Genomic DNA, 22,597 nt, shown 5'->3' on the forward strand with positions numbered 1-22,597 from the left:
GTGACCGGTTGACGGACACGCTCCGCAGGCGTTCCTCTTCGCCTCCTGAAAGCCGGGGGGCTTGGGAGGAATACGCCAATGAACAAGTCCGCCTTCATCGCCGCGCTCGCCGTGGCCGGCCTCGCCGCCACGCCGGTGCTCGCCGCCGAGACCCTGTCGGCCCATCTGGGCGGCGCGGGGTCGCCCGACACCGACGGCGCGGGACACGCCACCTTCAAGATCGACACGGCCAAGAACGAGGTCTGCTACGACGTCATGGTCGAGAAGATCGGCGCGGCCACGGCGGCCCATGTGCACAAGGGGGCCGCGGGCGCCTCGGGCCCGCCCGTGGTTCCGATGACCAAGCCGGACGCGGCCGGCAAGAGCTCGGGCTGCGCGACGGTCGGCGCGGACGTCGTGAAGGACATCCTGGCCAATCCGGCCGGCTACTACGTCAACGTCCACAACGCCGAGTTCCCGGGCGGGGCGATCCGCGGACAGCTCTCCAAGTAGGACGCGAGGCCGCGGAGGTTTCGCGAATGCGGAGCCTCCGCCGCAGGCCGCTCAGCGGACCCGGGTGACGAGCAGGCCGCCCTCGCGGGACTCGACGGCCAGCTCCAGATCCGGCGCGTGCTTGCGCAGGGTCTTGAGGCACAGCCGGCGCAGGCTGACGAAGCAGGACGCACCGGGCCGCAACTTCAGCAGGCGTTCGGTGACCGGGCCATAGCTCTTCGACACCTGCGCCTCCGGCTCACTTCATCGTCGGGATGACGAAGGCCGAGTCCTCGACGGCGCCTTCCGGCCAGCGGGCGGTGATGGTCTTGGTCTTGGTGTAGAACCGGACCCCTTCCATGCCGTGCTGATTGATGTCGCCGAACGCGCTGCGCTTCCAGCCGCCGAAGGTGTGGTAGGCCACCGGGACCGGGATCGGCACGTTGATGCCGACCATGCCGACGTTGACCCGCTGGGCGAACTCGCGCGCGGCGCGGCCGTTGCGGGTGAAGATGGCGACGCCGTTGCCGTACTGGTGCGAGCTGGGCAGATCGAGCGCTTCCTCGAACGTCTCGGCGCGGACGATCTGCAGCACGGGGCCGAAGATCTCCTCGTTGTAAGTCGTCATGCCCTTCTTCACGCCGTCGAACAGCGAGGGGCCGATGAAGAAGCCCTTCTCGTAGCCCTGGAGCTGGAAGCCGCGGCCGTCGACCACCAGCTCGGCGCCTTCGTCGACGCCCGTCTGGATGTAGCCTGCGATCTTGTCCTTGTGGGCCTGGCTGACGACCGGGCCGTATTGCGCGCCCGCGTCGGTGGAGATCCCGACCTTCAGCGTCTCCAGTTCCGCCAGCACCCGTTCGCGGACCTCGTCGGCGGTCTTCTTGCCCACCGGAACGACCACGGGCAACGCCATGCAGCGCTCGCCGGCCGAGCCGTAGGCGGCGCCGATGATGTCCTTGGTGGCCTGTTCCAGATCGGCGTCAGGCAGGATCAGCCCGTGGTTCTTGGCGCCGCCCATGGCCTGGACGCGCTTACCGGCGGCGGTGCCGCGGCTGTAGACGTAGTGGGCGATGTCGGAGCTGCCGACGAAGCTCACGGCCTTGATGTCGGGATGGTCGAGGATGGCGTCGACGGCGGTCTTGTCGCCGTGGATCACGTTCAGCACGCCGGAGGGCGCGCCAGCCTCCATCATCAGTTCGGCCAGACGGAGGGGGACGGTCGGGTCCTTTTCCGACGGCTTCAGGATGAAGGTGTTGCCCACCGCGATGGCGACACCGAACATCCACATCGGGATCATGCCCGGGAAGTTGAACGGGGTGATGCCGGCGGCCACGCCCAGCGGCTGGCGCATGGAATAGACGTCGATGCCCGGGCCGGCGCCTTCGGTGTACTCGCCCTTCAGGGCGTGCGGGATGCCGCAGGCGAACTCGATGACCTCCAGGCCGCGCTGGATGTCGCCCTTGCTGTCGGCGATGACCTTGCCGTGCTCGGACGACAGGATCTCGGCCAGTTCGTCCATGCGCGCTTCCACCAGGCGCTTGAACTCGAACATCACCCGCGCCCGCCGCTGCGGGTTCACCAGGGCCCAGGCCTGCTGTGCGCGGACCGCGGACTGGACGGCGCGATCCACTTCCGCCTCGGTGGCGAACTGGACGCGGGCCTGAACCTCGCCGGTGTTGGGGTTGAAGACGTCGCCGAAACGGCCGGAGGCGCCGGTGAAGGCCGCGCCGTCGATGAAGTGGGTGATGTCACGCATGGCGCGGACACTACGCCCGCGCCGCCTCGGCTCGGAATGCAAAATTGTAGGTTTGAGAGTTGCAAAAAAGCCGTACTGAAGCGGCATGCTGGATTGGGACGATCTGCGGGTGTTCCTCACCTGCGCGCGCACCGGCTCGTTCAAGGAGGGGGCCGCGCGGCTGCGGATCGACCCCACCACCGTGGCGCGGCGGGTGCAGCGCCTGGAGGACGAGCTGCGCACCACGCTTTTCGTGCGCTCCCCGCGCGGACTGCAGCTCACCGCCGCCGGCGCCGAACTGCTGGAAGCCAGTCAGGGCGTCGAGACCGCGGTCGACCGGCTGGGCGCCTCCGACGCCTTTGCCGCGGCCACCGGCGTGGTGCGGCTGAGCGCGTCCGAAGGCTTCGGCGCCCATGTGCTCGCGCCGGCGGTTCCAGCGTTGCTGGACAGCCGGCCGGGCCTGCGGCTGGAGTTGGTGGCGACGGCGGGCTTCCTATCCGCGTCCAGTCGCGAAGCGGACATCGCCGTGACCCTGGCGCCGCCGACCTCGACGCGCCTGGCGGTGCAGCGGCTCACCGACTACGGCCTCGGCCTCTACGGCGCGCCGTCCTACCTCGACGCGAGGGGACGGCCGGCAACGCCCGCGGACCTCAAGGACCACCACCTGGTCGGCTATATCGACGACCTGCTCTATGCGGCCGAGCTGCGCTACCTCAGCGAGGTGCACCCCGAGCTCAAGGTGCGGGCGACCAGTTCGTCGGTGCAGGCGCAGCTGCAGCTGGCCGTGGCGGGCGCCGGCCTATGCGTCCTGCCCCACTTCATGGCGGCGGCCGGCGCGGCGCTGGAGCCCGTCCTGCCGCGCGCGGTCCAGCTCACCCGCACCTTCTGGATCTCGATCCACCGCGACCTGCAGGAGACCCGCCGCATCCGCGTGGTCCGCGACTGGCTGACCGAGACCGTGGCGGCCCAGAAGGACCGCCTGCTGCCGGCGGCTGGCTAGGCGCGGCGTTCCACGGCGGCGTCCGCGCTACAAGCCCAGAACCATCTTCGCCATGATGTTGTGCCCCCGCTCGAATCTCAACATCCTATTGTCTTAAAATATCTTTTTCTCCCAACGCTAACGACCTTGACCATTGCGGGGTCACACATGGGTCGCAAAATCGGTGGATTGGATACGAGGCGCTGCATCACAGTTCACCGTGTTCCAGGGTGCAACAGGCACTCAGTAGGTGGTCGCGACACGTGCGGCGATCGCTCGGGCGAAAAGCCAGGTTGGGTCAAAATCTGACCGCGGTGGGCATGGCGGGCGGGATGGCCATGGCTGGCCGCAGACCACGACACGTGGCTGACCGTCGAATGTTCGGGCCAACCGCGTCCTGTACCGTCCGTCACGCTTTGCGCGCCAGGCTGCAGCGCTCGAGTTGATGCTTGGAGGCTCGGTATCCCACGAGTTCATAGGCGCGGGCTAAACTCCCGAAGTAGGCCCGGAATGTGCCCGAGTGGGGCATGCCGGGCGTCGCATCGACGATCGCCGAGGTGAGGCGGCCGCGCTCGGCCAGAAGCCCACCAAGCTTACCGAGCAGGTACTCCGGTGTGTAGGCCTGCCGGTAAGTTCGGCGAAGATGGGGTTGGTCCCGCCGCAGCTTCTCCAGCATGCGCTGTTGCGCCGGCGATCGCTGATATCCGATGCGCTCGAAGGCTCTCGTCAGACTGCCGAAGCGCCGTTCATACGCGCGGCCGGAGCGGGCCTGTGGGTCCTGTTGGAGAATGTTTTCGCTGAGGCGTCCGTGACGTCGCCAAGCGGCCCGCAGTTCGTCCAGCAGCTGCTCATCCGAGGCGGCTTCCTTGTGGCGGCGCAGGTTGGCTTGCGCAGCCTCAAAGACGCCTTGGCTTATGAGTTGAGGACAGGCTCCGGACACCCGCACCCACTTGTCGCGGGGTTGGACCATCTGGCGCTTCAGGAAGCAGCTGTAGCGACCTATCACCAACTTTCCCGAATAGACCTCGTCGCCGAGGATCTTCCGGACGCGCGTCGGCGACCATGGCCGGCCATATCCGGTAGGCGTCCCCTCCGCGTTGAGATGATCGGCGATTGCCAGATAGCGGAGGCCGTGGGTCACGAAGAGGCTGAAGATGCGGCGAACCGTAGCCGTTTCCGCTTCCGGGCCCTCCACCAGAACAACCCTGTGTCCTTGCAGGGCCTTGCGTTCCCCTCGCTCCATTATTCTCACCGGCGATCCATCTTGAGCGATGATACATCTCCGGTACCCATAGGGCGCGACCCCGCCCATCCAGTAACCCCTCTCCCCCAGCCCGCGCTTGGCGGTTCGCACCTTGAGCGACAGCTCGCGCACGTACTCAGCGGCCATCGCCCGTTTCACTGTCTTGACGATCACGGAAGCCAATGACCCATCGTTCATGAAGGCTTCGGCGCTGTATTCCACGCGTACGCCTGCCTCGCGGCAGATGAACTCGTAGTGCGCGCTCTCGTCCGGATCTTGGAACCGGCCCCAGCGGCTCACATCGTAGACGACCACCACCTGGAAGTCGGCGACCCCGGCCAAGACGTCGGCAAGGAGACGCTGCAGCCCTGGACGCCGTTCTAGGCGCAGCCCGCTGACGCCGGGGTCTTCGTAGCTGCGTACGATCGCATAGCCGCACCGCGCCGCGTACTGGGCATTGGTCTTTGCCTGATAAGTGATGGAGTAGCGCTGGTGGTCCGTCGACATGCGCACGTACTGCGCCGCGCGGACACGCTCTGTAGGGACCATGCGAACCTCGCCACGTCGAAGCTACCGCATCGCGCGCTGCGGCCAGATCACGTTTCGGCTACGGCCGAGGCGCGTATGGATTCTAGGCATGGCGGTTCGCGGGCTGCTCATGCGATTTGATGCCGGCTTGGTCCACCAAAGCGCCACGCTGATGCTGATCGCCGACGCTTCGCGCACGCACTCGCCCCCCCCCGACGCCGCCATGAGGGGCTCCGCAGTCTGGGAGGGGAAGCGCTGGTTTCCATCCTGCGTTAGGGCGCGGAGCCCAGCGCAAAGGCCGGCGTTTGCGAACGGTCATGCCTCGCTATCATCTCAATATCCTCAACGGTTCCGGCGCGATCCCAGATGAGCCAGGTCAGGAATTGGACGACCTGGCCTCTGCCCAACAGCAGGCGATCCTGGGCATCCGGTCGATCCTGAGCTCCGAGATTCGGGAAGGTTTCCTAGATCTGCGTGGGCGGATCGAAATCACGGACCCTTCCGGGCAGCTCCTCGCGACGGTTGCCTATGGCGACGCCATCGAGCTTCGCCTGCCGGCAGGCGCAGCATGATCGAGCGTCACCTCATGCGCCTGCGCGCGCGCCATGACATCAGCGCACTGGAGGAAGCCGCCATCCGGGCGATGGTCGCCGAGATGCGGCCGGTGGCGGCAGGCGAGGTTCTGGTCAAGGCCGGTCAGGAGCTCGATGTCAGCATCCTGTTGCTGGGCGGGATCGTCGCCCGTCAGAAGGACTTGGCCGACGGCCGCCGCCAGATCACGGAGCTGCACGTCGCCGGCGACTTCACCGATCTTCATGGCTTCAGCCTGAAGCGGCTGGACCACGACGTCGTCGCCCTCACCCCCTGCTCCATCGCCATCGTTCCGCATGATCGCATCTTGCGGGTAACCGAGCAGTACCCCCATCTCGCGCGGGTCTATTGGTTCACGACCAACCTGGACGCCGCCATCCACCGGGAATGGGAGGTCTCCCTTGGACGTCGCTCGGCGTTGGAGCGGATCGCGCACCTGTTCTGCGAGCTTCACTCGCGCCTCCGGCTGGTCGGCCTGGCGGATGAGCAGGGCTACCCCCTGGCCCTGACCCAACAGACGCTCGCCGAATGCCTTGGGCTCACGACCGTCCACGTGAACCGCACCCTAAAGGAACTGCGGGACGATCGCCTTGTCGAGCTCAGTCGGGGCCGCGCAACCATCTTCGACGGCCCACGGCTGCGACGGGCGTCAGGCTTCGATCCGACATACCTCTATCTGGAGAAACGCAGCCGATGACGCGGGAGGTCTCGGCGAACAGCGAGCCCGGTGATGTGGAAGACAACGCGGCAGATACCGCGTTGGTGGCCCTGCTGGCCGAGCTCGAACGGCGGGGCTACGACTTCGTCACCCCGCTCAACCCAACGATCCGCACGGTTCGTGCCCGGCGCGAGGCCGCTCGGGCTGGAAATTTGCGGGACGTCTTCGGCTGGAGCCTGCCTTTCGATCCCGGCAGGCTGGATAGCGAGCTCGAAGGCCTTTTAGCCGAGGCCGGCGCGCTCGTAGACGCCGAGGGCCGCCGGCGATCGACGGTGCGGATATCTCGAGTCGAGGAACGCCTTTTCCTGCATTCCGCCTATCCGGCGCGTAACGAGGACGCCGTCTTCCTCGGCCCCGACAGCTATCGCTTCGCACGCTTCATCCGCGCTGAACTCCTGGCGGACCCGATCTTGGCGCGAGCCTGCGACATCGGAGCTGGGGCGGGCGTCGGTGGCATCGTCGCCGCGGCCTGCGCTCACATCGGCGAGGTGCTCTTCACCGACCTGAATCCTGCGGCCCTCCGCCTCGCGCGCCTCAATGCGGCCCATGCCGGCGTCACCGCGAGCACACGCGAGATGGCGGGCCTCGGCCAGGGCCTGGGCGACTTCGATCTGATCCTGGCGAACCCGCCCTTCATCGCGGACTCGGGACGTCTCCACAGCGATGGCGGCGATAACCTTGGGACGCACATGGCCCTCGCGTGGTCCGTCGAGGCGATGCAGCAATTGGCGCCTGGCGGCCGCCTGCTTCTCTACACGGGCGCGCCGATCATCGAGGGCGGCGATGGCCTTCGCGACGCCCTGCAGACCGCCGCCGACGCCCACGGGTGCGACCTACGATACGACGAGATCGATCCCGACATCTTCGGCGGCGAACTACGGCGCCCCGCCTATGGCGCTGTCGAGCGTATCGCCGCAATCGGAGCCGTTGCGAGAAGGCGCTAACAGCCTCTGGACACCATCTACGGCGAGGCTCCAACCGGAACGGCGGCAGGCCGTTTGGCTAGGGTCACCTCAGGAGAAGCCAATGTCAGATCAGGACCCGACGCGCCGCCCGGAACAGCAGGCCGACAACCCCCAGCAACGGCAGCCGGAGCCGCAGTCGCATCAGAAGCATCACGATCCCCAGGGGAGCGGCGGCGCAAATCTTGCGAGCCAGTCCCCCACAGGTGGAACGAGCCAGGACAGCTTCGGCCAGTCGGGCAAGCAGGGCACCCCGGACCAAACCGAACACAACGCCAGGCCGGGCGAAGACGCCTGACCCGGCGCCCCGGTTCCAACCGCAGGCCGGCGCTTTCGCAACCGGCCTGCGCCCCGCATGCCTTGTGAATCCGCCAACCGCGAGCCCGCAGGACGTTGGATCGTGTCGACGGGCGCGCTTGAAGATGTCCTTGGGCGACCGGAAGCAAGGTCGGTATAGCCGCGGCCTGCGGCGCTTTTGCGAGACCATGGCGCCGTCGGGGACGGCGAGGCTTGAGGGACGTTGGGCCATGGCCCGCGAGCTCGCCCTTGCTGCCGGCGAGCGGGGGGCCTGGGCGCCTCCGGGTTTGCCGCTGTAAGGCGGTCGAGGCGTCGCGACCCTGGGCGGCATCCTCGCACATCGTTGACCTCGCCGCGCGCTTTCCGCTGCACTCCCAGGGGCGGCCACGCCCCGAACCCGGCGGTTCGAGGACGGATGACACGCGGGCATCCTTAGGCGATCGGGTTGAGCGTCCGCCGAGCGCAGCTCCAGCGGCGAGAGCCGAGCGCAGGCTGGTCCATGGCTTTGTTGGCCCGCGCGGTTACGTCCCCAGCGTCTCTCCCGGTGCGATGGAAAATCGAGGACCTTCGGCCCGCCAAGCAGCGGCGCTCCTGGTCCGACTATGAGGCTTCCGCGTCGACGGTCCCTGCCGTGCCCGCGCGGTTGGCGGCGTATCGGGGCTTCTCATCGGCGATCTCGAACCAGGGGATCCGGCTGCGGGTCCAGATGTGGAACCGCGGCGTAACGGCCGACGGGTCGTCGAGAGAGGCCAGCGTGAAGTCGATAATCTCGGGCTGGGCGTCGACCTGCATGGTGAGCTGCGTGCCGCAGGCCTGGCAGAAGCCGCGCTGGCCGAATGACGATGACCGCCAGATTCTCAACTGCCCCCGAGTTATGCTGAAGGCGGAAGCGGGCACGCTGGCATAGGCCAGCACTGGGGCGCCCGACGCACGCCGGCAGGTTTCGCAGTGGCAGTAGCCCGGGTCGATGGGTATCGCCCGAGCTTCGTACCGGATCGCGCCACAGCCACAACCGCCGGCGAGCTGAACGGAGGCCGTCATCCTGAGCGAAGCCCATATCGAGCTCGGTGGCCCCACGCCGCAAGGCGATTTCCCGTGCCCCGTTGAGAACCACTACTTTTGATAGCGACGCCCGCCACGCTCATGGCTTGCCCCACGCACCGGCCTTCAAGCCGGAGGCAAGGGACCAAGGCCGAGGACGCCAGGCCTCCCGATGCATCTCGGAGCCTCCCCAATCATCTAGATGGGCCCTGCGGCCGCAACCAAGGAACTGCGCTCACGACCCCACGTTGCGCAGCCACACAGATGTTAGTCGACCCAGCACACGCGGTCAGGCCCGCTGCAAAGCGGGCGCGGAGTTGATCTAGTTGATGAACGCGCCGGCGCCGTCGCGCGCAAAGTCACCTCCAGCGCGAGGGACACGGAATGCTGCACAATCAACAGTCGCACGCCCGGGGCGCAGCCCGGCGTGGTGATGGCGAGAGGCCTTCGGGCGTCGGGACGACCTACCCGGCAGGCTTCCATGCGGTGGAGATGGGAGCGGCCACTCGGCCGGCGATCGTCCGCGCCGGATGGGGCGCGGAGGAATACGCCTTTCCGGACGGCCGTGTGCAGATCGTGCGGTTCTTGCTGCCCGGCGACATCACCGGCATCCCAGGGCTGGATGGTCGGGCGACCACGGGCGTCCGCGCCGTTACGAGGCTGCGGATGACGGAGGTGGTGGCAGACGGTACTGCCGCCACCGATGCCCGCGAGGCCGCGCAATTGGAGATTCGCGTCGCCCTCGACGCGCGGAACCGGCAGATGCTGGACCAGATCATTGGGCTGGGTCGCATGAACGCCAGGGAGCGAACCGCCGAGTTCCTCCTCGGCCTCTTCGAGCGCCTGAGGGCGGCCGGGATGACGAGCGGCCGGAAAATGCCCCTGCCCGTGACCCAGCAAGAGATCTCCGATCATCTCGGCATAAGCGTCGTTCACGTCAACCGCACATTGCAGCAATTGCGCCGCGACGGTTTGGCCGAGCTTAGGCACGGATGGGCCGTCCTTCCCGACCTGCCGGCACTCCGCGTGGCTGCAGGTTCCCGACGCTTCGACTGAAGCGGCATCTCCGACCTAAAGAAGAGCCGCGCGCCGGTACCGCCGACGATCCGCCAGTTCGCGGCGAAGGATGAGCCGATCGTCACCTCGTTGAGGCGCGCTCGATGCTTCGACGAAACACGAATGAATTCAGATATTTCTCATTTGATACGGCGAGGAACGCCGCACGGGGTCCGCCATTCCGGGTGAGCCAGAGTGTCGGAGGTCACGTGTGTCTATCGCATCAAATGCTTCGGAGCCGACCGGCCCGGTCCAAGTCTTGGAGCGTGCAGTCTACAGAGGGCCGCATATCTATGGCCCTGTTCCGATGGTGCGCATCCGGATCGACCTCGGCGCGCTCGAGGCATGGCCTTCCAACACCCTCGAAGGATTCAATACGGCGCTGCTCGAGGCCCTGCCCGGCCTCGACGGTCATGCCTGCAGCTTGAAGCGCGCCGGCGGCTTCGTCGAACGACTGCGACAGGGGACCTGGTTTGGCCACGTGGTCGAACATGTCGCCATCGAGTTCCAGGCACAGGCCGGACTCAGTGTCAGCATGGGCAAGACCCGCTCGGTGAAGGGCCGACCCGGGCGGTACGACATCCTCTTCGAATATGCCGAGGAAGAGGTCGGGCTGCTGGCGGGCCGCTTTGCGCTGCAATTGGCGCACGGCTTGCTGCCGCCGGAACGCCAGGGACTGGTCGGGCTCGATCTCCTGTCCCGCGAGGCGCCGGTGCAGCCTTTCGACGTCGCGACGGCGGTCGAAAGACTGCGTCGCCTGGAGCGCAGGCTAGGCCTTGGGCCGACCACGGGCTCCATCGTCGCCGAAGCCCGGCGGCGGGGAATCCCCGTGATGCGCCTGGATGATCGCAGCCTGGTTCAGTTGGGCTGGGGACGGCGCAGGCAGCGCATCCGCGCCAGCATCACGGGCCGCACATCCTTTGTGGCCGTCGACACCGCGTCAAACAAGGACCTCACCAAGACCCTGCTCGCTCAGGCCGGCGTTCCAGTGCCCCGCGGCGCGGTGGTGCGGACCGCTGACGAAGCCCTTCAGGAAGCCGGCCGGCTGGCCGGACCTGTCGTCGTAAAGCCGCTGGACGGCAACCACGGTCGCGGCGTGACGACCGATCTCACTGAGCCGGACTCCATCCGCGCCGCCTTCAAGTTGGCGGCTTCCGTCAGCCCCCGCGTGGTGGTCGAGCAGCACCTCAAGGGCAACGATCACCGGATTCTCGTCGTAAACGGGGAGGTCGTGGCCGTGGCCGAGCGGATTCCGGCCCACGTCGTCGGAGACGGCCGCCGATCGATCGCGGCCCTGATCGACGAGGTGAACCGCGACCCTCGGCGCGGCGAAGGCCACGAGAAGATGCTCACGCGCATAAGGGTGGACGCTGCTGTCGAAGCCTTCCTGGCTGCGAGAGGCCTCAACCTCCGCGACGTTCCGCAGCCGGGCGAACGCATGATGCTGCGCACGACGGCCAACCTCTCCACGGGTGGCACGGCGGTCGATCGCACGGACGACATCCACCCCGACAACGTCTGCATCGCCGTGCGGGCCGCTATGACGCTCGACCTCGACATCGCCGGCATCGATTTTGTCTGCCCGGACATCTCGAAGTCCTGCCGCGAGTTCGGCGGAGGTATCGTCGAGGTCAATGCCGCGCCCGGCTTCCGCATGCACCTCGAACCCAGCGAGGGGCGATCGAGGCCCGTCGCGCCCGCCGTCGTCCGGATGCTGTTCCCGCATGGCGACGTCGGCCGCATCCCGATCTATGCGGTGACGGGCACCAATGGGAAATCGACCACCGCCCGCATGCTCGCCCACATCCTGCGCCAGGAAGGCCGCACGGTCGGCCTGACCACGACGTCCGGGGTCTACGTCAACTCCGATCTCGTCATGAAGGCCGACGCCTCGGGACCGCGCAGCGCCCGGATGGTCCTGCGCGATCCCATGGTCGAGGCGGCCGTGTTCGAGGTGGCGCGCGGCGGCCTACTGCGCGAGGGGCTCGCCTTCGACCGCTGCGACGTGGGCGCGGTGACGAATATCGCGCCCGACCATCTCGGCGTGAAGGGGGTCGAGACGGTGCAGGATCTGGCCTGGGTCAAGTCCGTCGTGGTGGAGAATGTCGCACCTTCAGGGGCCAGTGTGCTCAACGCCGATGATGTGCTGGTCGCGCGGATGCGCCGCCGCGCGGGTGGGCGGCCGGCGTTCTTCTCCCTGAGAGGTGGAACGGCGATGCCGCCCTTCCTGCGGGAGCATGTCGAGCGGGGCGGCCTCGCGGTCGTGCGGGAGGCGGATGGCGCAGGCGGGGAGATCGTGGTCCACCATGACGGGCGCCGCCGGCTCCTGATGCGCGCCGGCGAAATCCCCGCCACTCTGGGCGGCCTGGCGGAGTTCAATGTGCAGAATGCGCTGGCCGCGGCCGCCATGGCGATCGGCGGCGGCGCGTCGCTGCCGACGGTGCGCCTGGCGCTCGCCACCTTCGGCACCTCCTACGAGCAGAACCCCGGCCGCTTGAACATCTTCGACGGACACGGCTTCCGGGTCATCATGGACTACGCCCACAACCCCGCCGGCCTGATGGCGCTGCGCGATCTGCTAGTGAAGCTGCGCCACACCTATCGCCGCCAGATCGGCATGGTCTGCGTGCCGGGCGACCGCCGCGACGAGGATCTCCGGGCTATGGGCGAGATCGCCGCCCATACCTTCGACGAGATCGTCCTGCGGGAGGATCCCGGCCGCCGCGGCCGTGCGGAGGGCGAGATCATCGCCCTGATGGCGGATGGCGCACAACGCGCCGGCGCTCAGCCGCACCGCATTCATCGGGTGCCCGACGAATTGGCCGCCGCCGATGCCTGCATGAGCATGGCGCGGCCCGGCGATCTCGTCGTCCTCACTCCCACAGAGGTTGAGGAGATGTGGCGTCATGTCCTGCGGTTCACCGCGACCAAGAGACCCGAAGAGACACCGCCGCCGGAGATGCTGCGGCGGGCTGCACCCGCGCAGGAACCTCCAGCGATGCTGGCGCAGACAGCGTCCTGGGTGCGGCATGCTTGAGCGGAGCGATTGGTCCGTCATCCTGCATGGCGGCTGCAAACCGATCCGCCGTGACCAGCTCGAGCCGAACCGCGCGGGGCTTAGTGCAGCGCTGAGCGCGGCGGTCGGCTGGCTGGAGTCAGGCGGCTCCGCATTGGATGCCGTCGAAGCCGCCGTGATGCGGATGGAGGACGATCCCACCTTCAACGCCGGGCGTGGCTCGGTCCGACGCGCGGACGGCTCGATCGAGATGGACGCCGCGATCATGGATGGGATGGACCTGTCCATCGGCGGCGTCTGCGTTGCACGCTATGTCGACAATCCCATCCGCACCGCCCGCGGCCTGCTGGACGCGCGCGAGACGCTCATTGCGGGGGACAGAAGGGCCCGGCGCGCGCGCGCGCCAGCGCTCGAGCCGTCCGCATCTGTTGGTGGCGATACCGTCGGCTGCGTCGCGCGCGACACGGCGGGGCGTATCGCCGTGGCCGTGTCGACGGGTGGCCTGACCGACGCCCCACCAGGTCGGGTCGGCGACACGCCCCTGCCTGGCTGCGGGTTCTACGCCGACAGCGTCGTCGGCGGGGTCGCGGCAACGGGCGTTGGCGAGAGCATCAGCCGCACCCTACTGGCGGCGCGCACCATCATGGCGTTGGAGGCCAGTCAGTCGCCTCAGGCCGCGGTGGAAGCCGCACTGCGCCACCTCGCCCGCGTCGGCGGCGACGCGGGACTGATCGCCATGGACAGGACGGGCCGGATCGGATGGAGCCATACGGGCGATCAGTTCGCGATCGGATGGGCCCGAGGCCCGTCGCCGATCCTGCATGTGGAGATCGCAGGAATGGAGACTGCGCGTGGCTGAGGGTGTGCTGATCGCCATCGGTGGCCACGAGGACAAGGAGGGCAAGCGCACGATCTTGAAGGAGGTCGTCCGACAGATGCGCGGCGAGGTCATGGTCCTGGCCACCGTCGCGAGCCATGAGCCAGAGGGCTATTTCGAATCCTATCAGCGCGCCTTAGCCGAACTCGGTATCAAGGAGCTGCGCGAGCTCTATGTCCGGGAACGCCCCGAAGCGGCGGACGCCGAGAAGCTCAAGGTGTTCGAAGGGGCATCCGGCGTCTTCTTCACCGGCGGCGATCAACTGCGGATCTCGAGCCAGATCGGCGATACGCCGGTCGAGGCAGCGGTCCGCAAGCTCCTGTCTGACGGCGGCGTGGTCGCGGGCACCTCGGCCGGCGCGTCCATGATGAGCGAAACCATGCTCGTCCGCGGCGCGAACCAGGAATCCTACCGCATCGGAGACCTGCACATGGCTCCGGGGCTGGGCTTGGTCCGCAACATGATCATCGACCAGCACTTCGCCGAGCGTGGGCGGATCGGTCGCCTGCTGGGGGCGGTGGCCCACAATCCGCGTGTGCTTGGCGTCGGCATCGACGAGGACACCGCGGTGGTCATCGATGGCGCGCGAATGCGGGTGATCGGAGCCGGCGCGGTCTATTGCGTCGACGGCGCATCGCTCACCCATTCCAATATCGCCGAGGGCGAGACGGAGCAGGCCTTGTCGATGCACGACGTCGTGCTGCACGTGCTCAGCGCCGGCGACGAGCTCTGCTTGCTTACCCGCCGGCCCCAGGCCGGGCCGTCCGGACCTCACAGGCGGGGTTCCCATTTGTAGCGGGCCGAAACAGCGCAGACAGCCCCATGCTCGACCCGGCCTTGAAAGGTGTGGCGCCCATGACGCGTGCCCGCTGCGCCTCTAACGGCTTCGCCAGCTTCCCCGAGGGAGACACTTCGGCGTGGGAGGCCCACTCGCTACGTTTCCTGTCGGACACCATTCGGATCATCCGCCGGTACGACTTCCAGGCGATCCACGATCGGGAGGCGTCGGGGGCGGCGAGCAGCGCGATCGGGTCGCCGAGGGGTGAACTGCGGACCGGCAATCGGACCGCGAAGGTCTGGAACCCCAGGCGGACCGAAGATCGGATGGACGCCGGCGACCCGCCCTGAGCCCGGCCGGGCCGGGCGCTTCGCGCCCTCGATGCCCGCGTCTCGAACGGGCAGCCATGCGCGCGCACTGGCCCTCAGCCGGCGCCGCCCGCCGCCATGAGCAGCGCCGGGACCTCGGTCGGCAGTTCCCGGGCGAGGAATCCCAGCGGGCCGACGCGCGCACAAAGCCGCGCGCCCGCGGCGCCGTGGAGGCAGACGCCCCACAGGGTCGCTGTGAGCGGCGAGGCGCCGCGCGCCAGCAGCCCGCCGATCAAGCCAGCCAGGACATCGCCCGAGCCCGAGGTCGCGAGCCCCACCACACCGCCCTGATGCAGCCACGCACGACCATCGGGCGTCACGATGTAACTGTCGCCGCCCTTCATCACCACGACGGCGCCGGCGTCCCCCGCAAGCCTCCGGGCGCAGGAGAGCGGATCAGCTTCGACGTCGCCGCGATCCTGGCCGACCAACTTCGCCATTTCTCCCGCGTGCGGGGTCAGCACGAGCCGCCCGGCGGTCGACCGAACCGAAGCGGCCGCGATATCGAGGCCGGTCATTGCCGCAGCATCCACGACGCAGCCGGCGCGAACCGGCAAATGCTCCAGCAGGTCAACCGCGAGACGGCCCGCACGGTCGGGGCGCGAGAGGCCCGGGCCGATCACGAGCGCATCGGCCTCCGCGACCCTGTCCGCGAGCACCGCGGCAGCCTTGGACTTGAAATCTCCTTCGCGCGTGCAGGGCGCGCACAGCACGGCGGCCTCCGGCGCTGCGAAGGCGAGCGCGGGCGCGTTTCGCCGGGCGCAGGCGATCTGCAACTTGCCCGCGCCGACGCGCAACGCGGCCATCCCGGTGAGGAGAACCGCTCCAGGCGCCAGACTGCCGCCGCCCACGACCAGGAGCCGCCCGCGCCGCTCCTTGTCCGTCGATGCGCCGAGGGCGGGCAAGGGAAACGACGACAGCCCCTCGAGCGTTATGGGCGCCGGCGCGCTCATCGGGCGGCCACCGGGGCATCGGGCGCGGACGTCACGGGCGCACCTTCAGCCTGCAGGGGCGCCGCGAAGTTATAGCGCACCAACCGGAGGCCGCCATCGGCGCCGCAGGCGGAATCGAAGACATATTCGGTGACGCCGCAGTTCACCACGTCACCTTCGGCGTCGATCCTCATCAGCTCCTGCTCGGTCAACTCCTCGAGGAGATACCGGAGGCAAAGCACGACCACCTGGTGGCCGACCACCAACACCCGCTTGCCGGCGTGGTGAAGGCTCATGCTGTCCAGCGCGCTGCGCAGCCGCAGAATGACATCGCACCAGCTCTCGCCGCCCGGCGGCCGATGATAGAACTTGCCGATAGCCTGGCGCAGCGCGGCCTGTTCCGGATGCAGGGTCTGGATGCCCTGACGCGTCAGTCGATCCAGGACGCCGAACTCCCGTTCCCGCAGCCGCTCGTCCGCCAGCGCCAGTTCCCCGCCGTGCGCGAGGCCGCCGACCTCGCACACGGCGGCGGCCGTCTCGACCGCGCGCCGGTAGGGTGAGGTCAGGATACGCTCCGGCCGCTCGCCGGCCGGAAGCGCTGCGAACCAGCGGCCGAGGGCCTCCGCCTGCCGGTGACCCAGTTCGCTGAGCGCTATGTCCACGTCGCGGGCGCCGATATCGATCCGGTCGAGCCCGGCCGCGTGCGCCGCATCTCGGGCGACGTTCCCGGCGCTCTGGCCGTGACGGACGATCCATAGGCGCTGCGGCCATCTTGAACTCATGCTGCGCCAACGCCCGTTCCGGCCGAACGGTTCTCGGCGGCCCCAAACCCGATCGGCGGAAAGGTCAGTCGACGGGACGGGACCATCGCCGGCGGTGCGTCGCGAGGCGCCGAGAGACCGGGCTTCGTGCCCGAGAGCCGCGACGTCCAGTCCGGAACACCCACCGTGGAAAACCAGTCGCGAGACTCCGCAGGAGACCGAACCGGCGGGAGGCGCGCGCTTCCAGGCCGATCCCGGGCAGATCGTGAAGTCGCCCCGGATATTTGGTCAGCGACATGGCCAAGACCTCCCCTCGCGCGGACCACCTTGCGCCAGCGTCGCCGCCGAAGGAGCATCTTCGACAATACGGCCCCGGCCGGCGGTCGCGACGAGGGCCATGAGCTTGCCCTGTCCTTTCCGGACTTGAGGAGGTCGCTCGGCTTACGGCTTGAGGACAACCTTCACGCACCCGTCCTGCTTATCCCGGAAGGTCTTGTACATCTCGGGCCCGCGGCTCAGCGGCACGGTGTGCGTGATCAGGAAGGTCGGGTCGATCTCACCGTCGTCGATCCGGCGGAGAAGGTCGTCGCTCCAACGTTTCACATGGGTCTGGCCGGTCCGCACCGTCAGCCCCTTGTTCATCAGCGCGCCCATCGGGATCATATTGGACAGCCCGCCATAGACGCCCGGGATCGAGACCGTTCCCGCTGCTTTGCAGGCCATGATGGCCTCGCGAAGCGCAATCGGGCGTTCGGTCTCCAGCTTCAGCGCGGTCTGCACCCGATCGATCAATTCGAGAACGGCTGTGGGCCCGTGCGCCTCTATGCCCACCGCGTCGATGCATTTCTCGGGACCGTGACCGTCGGTCATGGCCTTCAGCGAGGGGAGAACCTTGTATTCGCTGCGATCGAGCACCTCGGCCCCAAGACCGCGCGCCAGTTCCAGTCGCTCGGGCACATCATCGATCGCGATCACGCGCTGCGCCCCCTGCACGATCGCCGACTGGATCGTGAACAGGCCGACCGGACCGCATCCCCAGACCGCCACGGTGTCGGTCGGTTGGATGTCGGCGTAGGTCGCAGCCTGCCAGCCGGTGGGAAGGATGTCGCTCAGGAACAGATATTTCTCGTCCTCGCCGACGTCCGGCACCTTGATCAGTGTCGTCGCTGCGAACGGGACCCGCAGGTATTCCGCTTGTCCGCCGGCGTAGCCGCCGGTGATGTGGGAATAGCCGAACAGGCCGGCGGTCGTGTCGCCGAAGAAGGCCTTGGCCAGATCGGCGTTCCGATTGGTGACTTGGCAGACCGAGTAGTTGCCGGCCCGGCATTGCTCGCATTCGCCGCAGATCATCTGAAACGGGACGACAACCCTGTCGCCCACCTTCAGGCCGCGCGCCCGAGCCTCGGCGCCGACCTCCACTACCTCGCCCATCGGTTCGTGCCCCATCACATCTCCGGCGCACATCGTCGGCACGAAGCCGTTCATCAGATGCAGGTCCGAGCCGCAGATGCAGGTGGAGGTGACGCGAACGATCGCGTCCTTGGGATCTTCGATGATCGGGTCGGGGACCTCCTCGCAGCGGAGGTCCTTCTTGCCTTGCCAGCAGATTGCTTTCATTCCGCCTCTCCTCAACCGGACCGCTTGACGTTGGACATTCGTAGGGCCGCGAACACGTCCAGAGCCGTGACCGCCAGCACCACGCCCAGCGCCAGCCGCGCATTCTTGTGCTTAGGGTTGGCGCGCCCCGTGAGCCGGCTCAGCAGGGCGATGTCGAAGGCGTCTCCCGCGACGCGCGCCCAGAGAGCGCTGGCCCGGGTCGGGTCCGAGAACAGGGCCATTCCCGTCGCGAGCTCGCGAGCGCCGAATAAGGCCTGGGTCGCCTGAGGGCTGTTGGTGAGGCCGAGGAAGCTGTTGACCCCCTTGGGCGCGAACAGACCCCAGAGGCCTAGCCCCAGCGCATTCTGGCCGAGCGCGAACGAGATCTGAGGCGAGATTGCCGGCGTGGCGCGCACCCGATCGGTCGACAGGGTCATGGTCTTGCCGCCTGGCAAGGTGAAGACCCGAGTGGGCGCGGTCGCCGGCGCGGCCGTCGCGCTCGGCGCAGCCTCGTGGAAGCCGGCCGGCCTATCCGCCCCCGACTTGCGCCGGCGCGCCTTCGGCTTTGAGGTCTCGAGGCTCATGTCGCTCTCCTGTCCAGTGACCGTCAGTCGCTCACGCGCCGCTTTGTTCCCGGGTTTCGGAATTGATGGTCGGATCGTTCGAGTGCGTATCGAACCCAAGCAAGGCGTGCGGCGGGAGCGGACGACCATCCAGCGCCTGGCGAGGGCCAACCGCGTCAGGCGCTGGAGTGGTGGGCTGCGGCTTGCGGAGCGGTCGCGTAGCCAGCCGGCGCCCGTGGCGTTGACGCGGCCTCGTCCGCGCGCTGGAGGCGCCGCCGTCTCCGGACCCAGCATTGCAGCTTGCCAAGCCGACCGCGGCCCAGGCGAGCACGAGTGCAAGCCCCGGCAGCGCCCTCGGCGCCCCCAGCACCGGCGCGGCGAGATACGCGATCGTTGGAGCTTCACGTTGGGTCTGCTTGCCGCACGGCGCAGCGGCGTCCGGGGCTCACATCGCGCTGCCGGCGTCGGGCGCCCCCGTTTCCGGGCACGCCGCGGAGGGCCCCTGAGTCCCTGACGGGCTCAGGGACCTGGGACGCCGTCGTGGCGACGTGTGGAGAGTGCGCGACTCGGGCTTGGCGAACGGCGGGCGTCGCAGTTCCGTGATCCCAATGGACGCGTGGCCTGCCGTTTGCGCCCAACTGCCGCGTGCGCTGCCTCCATTCGGAACAGAGCGGGTCGGAGCGGGTTCAGGGCCCCGCGGAGGGCGAGCCATGGATCGGACGGCGGGGACGGAAGAACGGTTCACGGGAGCCCATGCGGACGCCCCGCTCGCACCAGGGCCCGCCGCCACACCGGATTCTGGCGCGCGGTCCACGCAGCCGCCGGCGGCGTGGTGCGCGCAGGCCCTGATTGACGCCGGCCGCGCGGCGGAGCGCGATGGACTTGTCTACGTCGCCTCAAGTGATCGTCGCGCGGACGAGATCGCGCGCGCCTTGCGTCAGTTCGCGCCTGACATCGAAGTTCTGGTCCTGCCGGCCTGGGACTGTCTGCCCTACGACCGGGCTTCGCCTTCCCGCGAGGTGATGGGCCGCCGTATGGCGGTGCTGGCGACCCTCGGCGAACCCGCTGCAGGACCCCGCATCCTGGTGGCCAGCGTGGAAGCGCTCCTCCAGCGCGTCGCCCCGGCGCAGATGCTGCCGTCCGCCTTTCTGCATCTGCGGAAAGGGGATGTGATCGACCGCGACGGTCTCGAAGCCTTCGCCAGGCGGACCGGCTATGTCCGCGACGATCGGATCGACGAGCCGGGTGAGATCGCGATCCTGGGCACGGTCGTGGACATTTTCCCTGCCGCTGCGGACGCCCCGCTCCGCATAAGCCTGGATGGCGAGGACAGGATTGTAGAGATCAAGCGATACGACCCGCTGAGCCAACGCTCCGAGGATCCGGTCGAGGCAGCGTCGATCGGCCCAGCTTCCGAATTGGTCCTGTCCGATGCTTCGGAGCCGCGCGTGCCGGGCGCCGAACATCGCGCGCCGGACGTGTATGGGAAGATGTCGACCGTCCTGCACGCCTTGCCGCGGGCCCGTGTCGCGTTCGATCCGAAGGCGTTCGACCGCGCCGTGAACTTTCTTGAACAGGTCGCCGAGGCCCATGAGGCGCGTTCATCTCTGGCGGAGCCAGACGAGCAACTGCTCGCGCCCGGCAAGCTGTACCTCACCCTCAAGGCCCTTCGCGCCGCCCTGGCCCGGCGAACGACGGTGGAGCTCAAGGCCGCCAAGGTGGAGGCCGTCCCCAGGTTCGCGCAGTCCCGCAATCCCGGCCGGGCGTTCTCGGACCATGTCGCAGGGGCTCTAGGGCTGGGGCGGCGCGTGTTGCTGACCGGCTTGGCGCACGAATTGCGCCCCCTCCTCCGCGCCGCCAAGCGCGGCTTGGACAACACTCCCGCGCCGGTCGCCGACTGGGCGGCAGCGCTCGCGGCGCCGCGTGGCGCCCTGCTGGCGCTGCAGGCCGACATCGACACAGGCTTCACGGACCCCACCCTTGACCTGACGGTCATCGCCGCCGCCGACGTTCTGGGCGGGCGCGCAGCACGTCGTGAGAGCACCTCGGCCTCCATGAGCTTGGCGGCGGACCCGGACCTGCGGGTGGGAGACGTGGTGATCCATGAGGACCATGGTCTCGGCGTCTTCACGGCGCTCGAGCGCGTCGACGTCGAGGGCGAGGTCCGGGATGCGCTACGGGTGGAATACCACGGCGGCGCGAGCCTGCTGGTCCCGGTGGAGGAGTTCGCGAGGATTTGGCGCTACGGCGCCGAACGCCAGGCCGTAAGCCTCGACCGGCTGCATACCGAGGCCTGGGCGAAGCGTCGCGCCGAACTCAGCGCGGACATCGATCGCACGGCCGAGCACCTCGTGGCCCTGGCCCAGGCCCGCCAGCAGACGCGCGGTCCGATCATCCAACCGCCGAAGATGGCCTATGCGCGGTTGGCCGCGCGCTTCCCCTATCCGGAGACTCCGGATCAATCGGCCGCCATCGAGGACGTGCTCGCCGACATGGCCTCGGGGCGCATCATGAGTCGCCTCGTCTGTGGCGACGTCGGCTTCGGGAAGACCGAGGTCGCCTTGCGCGCCGCCGCGGCGGCGGCGCTCTGCGGGCTACAGGTGGCGCTGATCGCTCCCACCACCGTCCTCGCTCGGCAGCACTTCGAAAGCGTCCGCCGCCGCTTTTCCGGGACGGAGGTCCAGGTGGCCCGGCTGTCGCGCCTGGTTTCCACCGACGAAGCCGCCGCGACCAAGCAGGGCCTCGCGGATGGCGCGATCGGTGTCGTCGTGGGCACGCACGCCCTCGCGGCGGCAGACGTGCGCTTCGCCAAGCTCGGCCTCGTCATCATCGACGAGGAACATCGGTTCGGAGCGCAATTGAAAGCGAAGCTTCGCGAGCTCGCGCCGCAGGCGCACCTGCTAACGATGACCGCGACGCCCATCCCCCGGACCCTACAGCTCGCCATGGTCGGGATCGAGGACGTCAGCATACTCGCCACGCCCCCCGCTCGGCGGCGTCCCATCCGAACCTTCCTCGCGCCGTACGATCCGGCCACCGTGCGCACGGCGCTGATGCGGGAACGGCGCCGGGGCGGCCAAAGCTTTGTGGTGGCGCCCCGGATCGAGGACATCGCGGCTCTCACCGAGGAACTACGGCGGATTGCTCCGGAACTCATCACATATGTCGCGCATGGGGGCCTTGCGCCCGAAGACGTGGACGAGGTCATGGTCCGCTTCGCATCCGGCGATGGCGATGTCCTGCTGGCCACGAACATCATCGAAAGCGGCCTCGATGTTCCCCGCGCCAATACCATGCTGGTCACTCGCGCCGACTTGTTCGGCCTCGCTCAGCTCCATCAGCTACGGGGCCGTGTCGGGCGCGGGAGATCCCAGGGGGTCGCCTACCTCTTCCACGAAGCTGACTCGGATCTGCCGGAGGCGACCCGCGCCAGGCTCTCCATCCTGGAGGCGTTCGATCGGCTTGGTTCGGGTCTCGCGATCAGCGCTCGCGACCTGGAGCTCAGGGGCGCGGGCGACCTCGTCGGGGATGACCAGGCTGGACATGTGAAGCTGATCGGCACCGCGCTCTACCAGCGCCTGCTCTCGCGGGCCGTCCGCGTGGCGAAGGGCGAGTTGAGCGGCCCGGAGTGGACGCCACAGCTGAGCGTGGGACTCTCCGGCTCGATCCCGGAAAGCTACGTCCCCGACGCCACCATCCGCGTGAACCTCTATGCGCGCCTCACGCGGCTTACGGCGGAGGAGGATGTGGATGCGTTCGCGGAAGAGGTGGAGGACCGGTTCGGTCCGCCCCCTCCGGAAACCGAGATGCTCCTGGTCATCGCGCGGATCAGGGTACGCGCCTTGGCGGCGAACGTGCTGAGGGTGGACGCCGGCCCGAAGGCGATCGCCCTCACGCCCAAACCTGGCGCGAAGCATCCCGCCCCCGCAGGGGCCGGCCTGGAGGTGTCCGGCGACCGCCTGATCTGGCGCGGCGACGTCCCGGAAGGGGTCGCGCGGGCCGACCAGGTCCTGGGATTGCTGGCGTACCTCGCGCGCGGGCCAATACGCTCAGGTGCCTCTGCCCTTCCGGTTTGAGGGGGACGC

20 protein-coding genes are annotated in these 22,597 nt (G+C 68.4%); 12 read left to right on the forward strand and 8 right to left on the reverse strand.

Annotation, left to right across the window (positions count from 1 at the left end; translation table 11 throughout):
• Window positions 1-78: 78 nt before the first annotated feature.
• The gene (locus ACODSY_RS10270; protein ID WP_488951631.1) at window positions 79-492 is read left to right on the forward strand and encodes a CHRD domain-containing protein; all 414 of its coding nucleotides are present in this window, start codon (window positions 79-81) and stop codon (window positions 490-492) included.
• A gap of 51 nt (window positions 493-543) precedes the next feature.
• Here the strand turns inward: ACODSY_RS10270 and ACODSY_RS10275 are convergent, their stop codons facing one another.
• Window positions 544-717 (reverse strand): hypothetical protein, encoded by a 174-nt coding sequence (locus tag ACODSY_RS10275; protein ID WP_488951632.1) that lies wholly within the window; start codon window positions 715-717, stop codon window positions 544-546.
• A 13-nt stretch (window positions 718-730) separates the two neighbouring features.
• The gene (locus ACODSY_RS10280) at window positions 731-2,227 is read right to left on the reverse strand and encodes a CoA-acylating methylmalonate-semialdehyde dehydrogenase (RefSeq protein ID WP_488951633.1); all 1,497 of its coding nucleotides are present in this window, start codon (window positions 2,225-2,227) and stop codon (window positions 731-733) included.
• 85 nt (window positions 2,228-2,312) lie between these two features.
• Between ACODSY_RS10280 and ACODSY_RS10285 the strand changes: the two genes are divergently transcribed.
• The gene (locus ACODSY_RS10285; RefSeq protein ID WP_488951634.1) at window positions 2,313-3,206 is read left to right on the forward strand and encodes a LysR family transcriptional regulator; all 894 of its coding nucleotides are present in this window, start codon (window positions 2,313-2,315) and stop codon (window positions 3,204-3,206) included.
• A gap of 388 nt (window positions 3,207-3,594) precedes the next feature.
• Here the strand turns inward: ACODSY_RS10285 and ACODSY_RS10290 are convergent, their stop codons facing one another.
• Window positions 3,595-4,977, reverse strand: coding sequence for a recombinase family protein (locus tag ACODSY_RS10290; RefSeq protein ID WP_488951635.1), 1,383 nt, complete (start codon window positions 4,975-4,977; stop codon window positions 3,595-3,597).
• Window positions 4,978-5,273: 296 nt separating this feature from the next.
• Between ACODSY_RS10290 and ACODSY_RS10295 the strand changes: the two genes are divergently transcribed.
• The 4 genes from ACODSY_RS10295 to ACODSY_RS10310 all read left to right on the forward strand — a co-directional run bounded on the left by ACODSY_RS10295 (window position 5,274) and on the right by ACODSY_RS10310 (window position 7,525).
• On the forward strand, window positions 5,274-5,528 hold the full coding sequence (locus tag ACODSY_RS10295) for a DUF6894 family protein (RefSeq protein ID WP_488951636.1): 255 nt from the start codon (window positions 5,274-5,276) through the stop codon (window positions 5,526-5,528).
• A complete protein-coding gene (locus tag ACODSY_RS10300) occupies window positions 5,525-6,244 on the forward strand; it encodes a Crp/Fnr family transcriptional regulator (RefSeq protein ID WP_488951637.1) in 720 nt (239 codons plus the stop codon). The genes ACODSY_RS10295 and ACODSY_RS10300 overlap by 4 nt, the downstream gene beginning before the upstream one ends.
• Window positions 6,241-7,209 carry a methyltransferase gene (locus tag ACODSY_RS10305; RefSeq protein WP_488951638.1) on the forward strand — a complete coding sequence of 323 codons (969 nt, stop codon included), beginning with the start codon at window positions 6,241-6,243 and terminating at the stop codon, window positions 7,207-7,209. Before ACODSY_RS10300 ends, ACODSY_RS10305 begins: the two co-directional genes overlap by 4 nt.
• Window positions 7,210-7,291: 82 nt before the next feature.
• Window positions 7,292-7,525, forward strand: a complete 234-nt coding sequence (locus ACODSY_RS10310) for a hypothetical protein (RefSeq protein ID WP_488951639.1) — start codon at window positions 7,292-7,294, stop codon at window positions 7,523-7,525.
• Between the two features lie 599 nt (window positions 7,526-8,124).
• On the opposite strand, the gene ACODSY_RS10315 is transcribed toward ACODSY_RS10310, so the two are convergent.
• Window positions 8,125-8,565, reverse strand: coding sequence for a GFA family protein (locus ACODSY_RS10315; protein WP_488951640.1), 441 nt, complete (start codon window positions 8,563-8,565; stop codon window positions 8,125-8,127).
• A 384-nt stretch (window positions 8,566-8,949) separates the two neighbouring features.
• On the opposite strand from ACODSY_RS10315, the gene ACODSY_RS10320 reads away from it, so the two are divergent.
• The 5 genes from ACODSY_RS10320 to ACODSY_RS10340 all read left to right on the forward strand — a co-directional run bounded on the left by ACODSY_RS10320 (window position 8,950) and on the right by ACODSY_RS10340 (window position 14,642).
• Window positions 8,950-9,621, forward strand: coding sequence for a Crp/Fnr family transcriptional regulator (locus ACODSY_RS10320; RefSeq protein ID WP_488951641.1), 672 nt, complete (start codon window positions 8,950-8,952; stop codon window positions 9,619-9,621).
• Window positions 9,622-9,832: 211 nt separating this feature from the next.
• Window positions 9,833-12,658 carry a cyanophycin synthetase gene (gene cphA / locus ACODSY_RS10325; protein ID WP_488951642.1) on the forward strand — a complete coding sequence of 942 codons (2,826 nt, stop codon included), beginning with the start codon at window positions 9,833-9,835 and terminating at the stop codon, window positions 12,656-12,658.
• Window positions 12,651-13,496 (forward strand): isoaspartyl peptidase/L-asparaginase, encoded by an 846-nt coding sequence (locus ACODSY_RS10330; protein ID WP_488951643.1) that lies wholly within the window; start codon window positions 12,651-12,653, stop codon window positions 13,494-13,496. The genes cphA and ACODSY_RS10330 overlap by 8 nt, the downstream gene beginning before the upstream one ends.
• 4 nt (window positions 13,497-13,500) lie before the next feature.
• Complete coding sequence (locus ACODSY_RS10335) at window positions 13,501-14,310, forward strand: cyanophycinase (protein WP_488951645.1); 810 nt, start codon at window positions 13,501-13,503, stop codon at window positions 14,308-14,310.
• A gap of 59 nt (window positions 14,311-14,369) precedes the next feature.
• Window positions 14,370-14,642 carry a hypothetical protein gene (locus ACODSY_RS10340; RefSeq protein WP_488951646.1) on the forward strand — a complete coding sequence of 91 codons (273 nt, stop codon included), beginning with the start codon at window positions 14,370-14,372 and terminating at the stop codon, window positions 14,640-14,642.
• 74 nt (window positions 14,643-14,716) lie between these two features.
• Here the strand turns inward: ACODSY_RS10340 and ACODSY_RS10345 are convergent, their stop codons facing one another.
• The 4 genes from ACODSY_RS10345 to ACODSY_RS10360 form a co-directional block, all read right to left on the reverse strand.
• Window positions 14,717-15,613: an NAD(P)H-hydrate dehydratase gene (locus ACODSY_RS10345; protein WP_488951647.1), complete on the reverse strand. Its 897-nt coding sequence runs from the start codon at window positions 15,611-15,613 to the stop codon at window positions 14,717-14,719.
• A complete protein-coding gene (locus tag ACODSY_RS10350; protein WP_488951648.1) occupies window positions 15,610-16,374 on the reverse strand; it encodes a histidine phosphatase family protein in 765 nt (254 codons plus the stop codon). Before ACODSY_RS10350 ends, ACODSY_RS10345 begins: the two co-directional genes overlap by 4 nt.
• A 420-nt stretch (window positions 16,375-16,794) precedes the next feature.
• Entirely contained in the window at window positions 16,795-17,970 is a 1,176-nt protein-coding gene (locus ACODSY_RS10355; protein WP_488951649.1) for a zinc-dependent alcohol dehydrogenase, read from the reverse strand.
• An 11-nt stretch (window positions 17,971-17,981) separates the two neighbouring features.
• Window positions 17,982-18,533: a hypothetical protein gene (locus ACODSY_RS10360; RefSeq protein WP_488951650.1), complete on the reverse strand. Its 552-nt coding sequence runs from the start codon at window positions 18,531-18,533 to the stop codon at window positions 17,982-17,984.
• 911 nt (window positions 18,534-19,444) lie between these two features.
• On the opposite strand from ACODSY_RS10360, the gene ACODSY_RS10365 reads away from it, so the two are divergent.
• Window positions 19,445-22,588 (forward strand): DEAD/DEAH box helicase, encoded by a 3,144-nt coding sequence (locus ACODSY_RS10365; protein ID WP_488951651.1) that lies wholly within the window; start codon window positions 19,445-19,447, stop codon window positions 22,586-22,588.
• Window positions 22,589-22,597: the final 9 nt, after the last annotated feature.

Source organism: Phenylobacterium sp. FG114 (genome assembly GCF_057809855.1).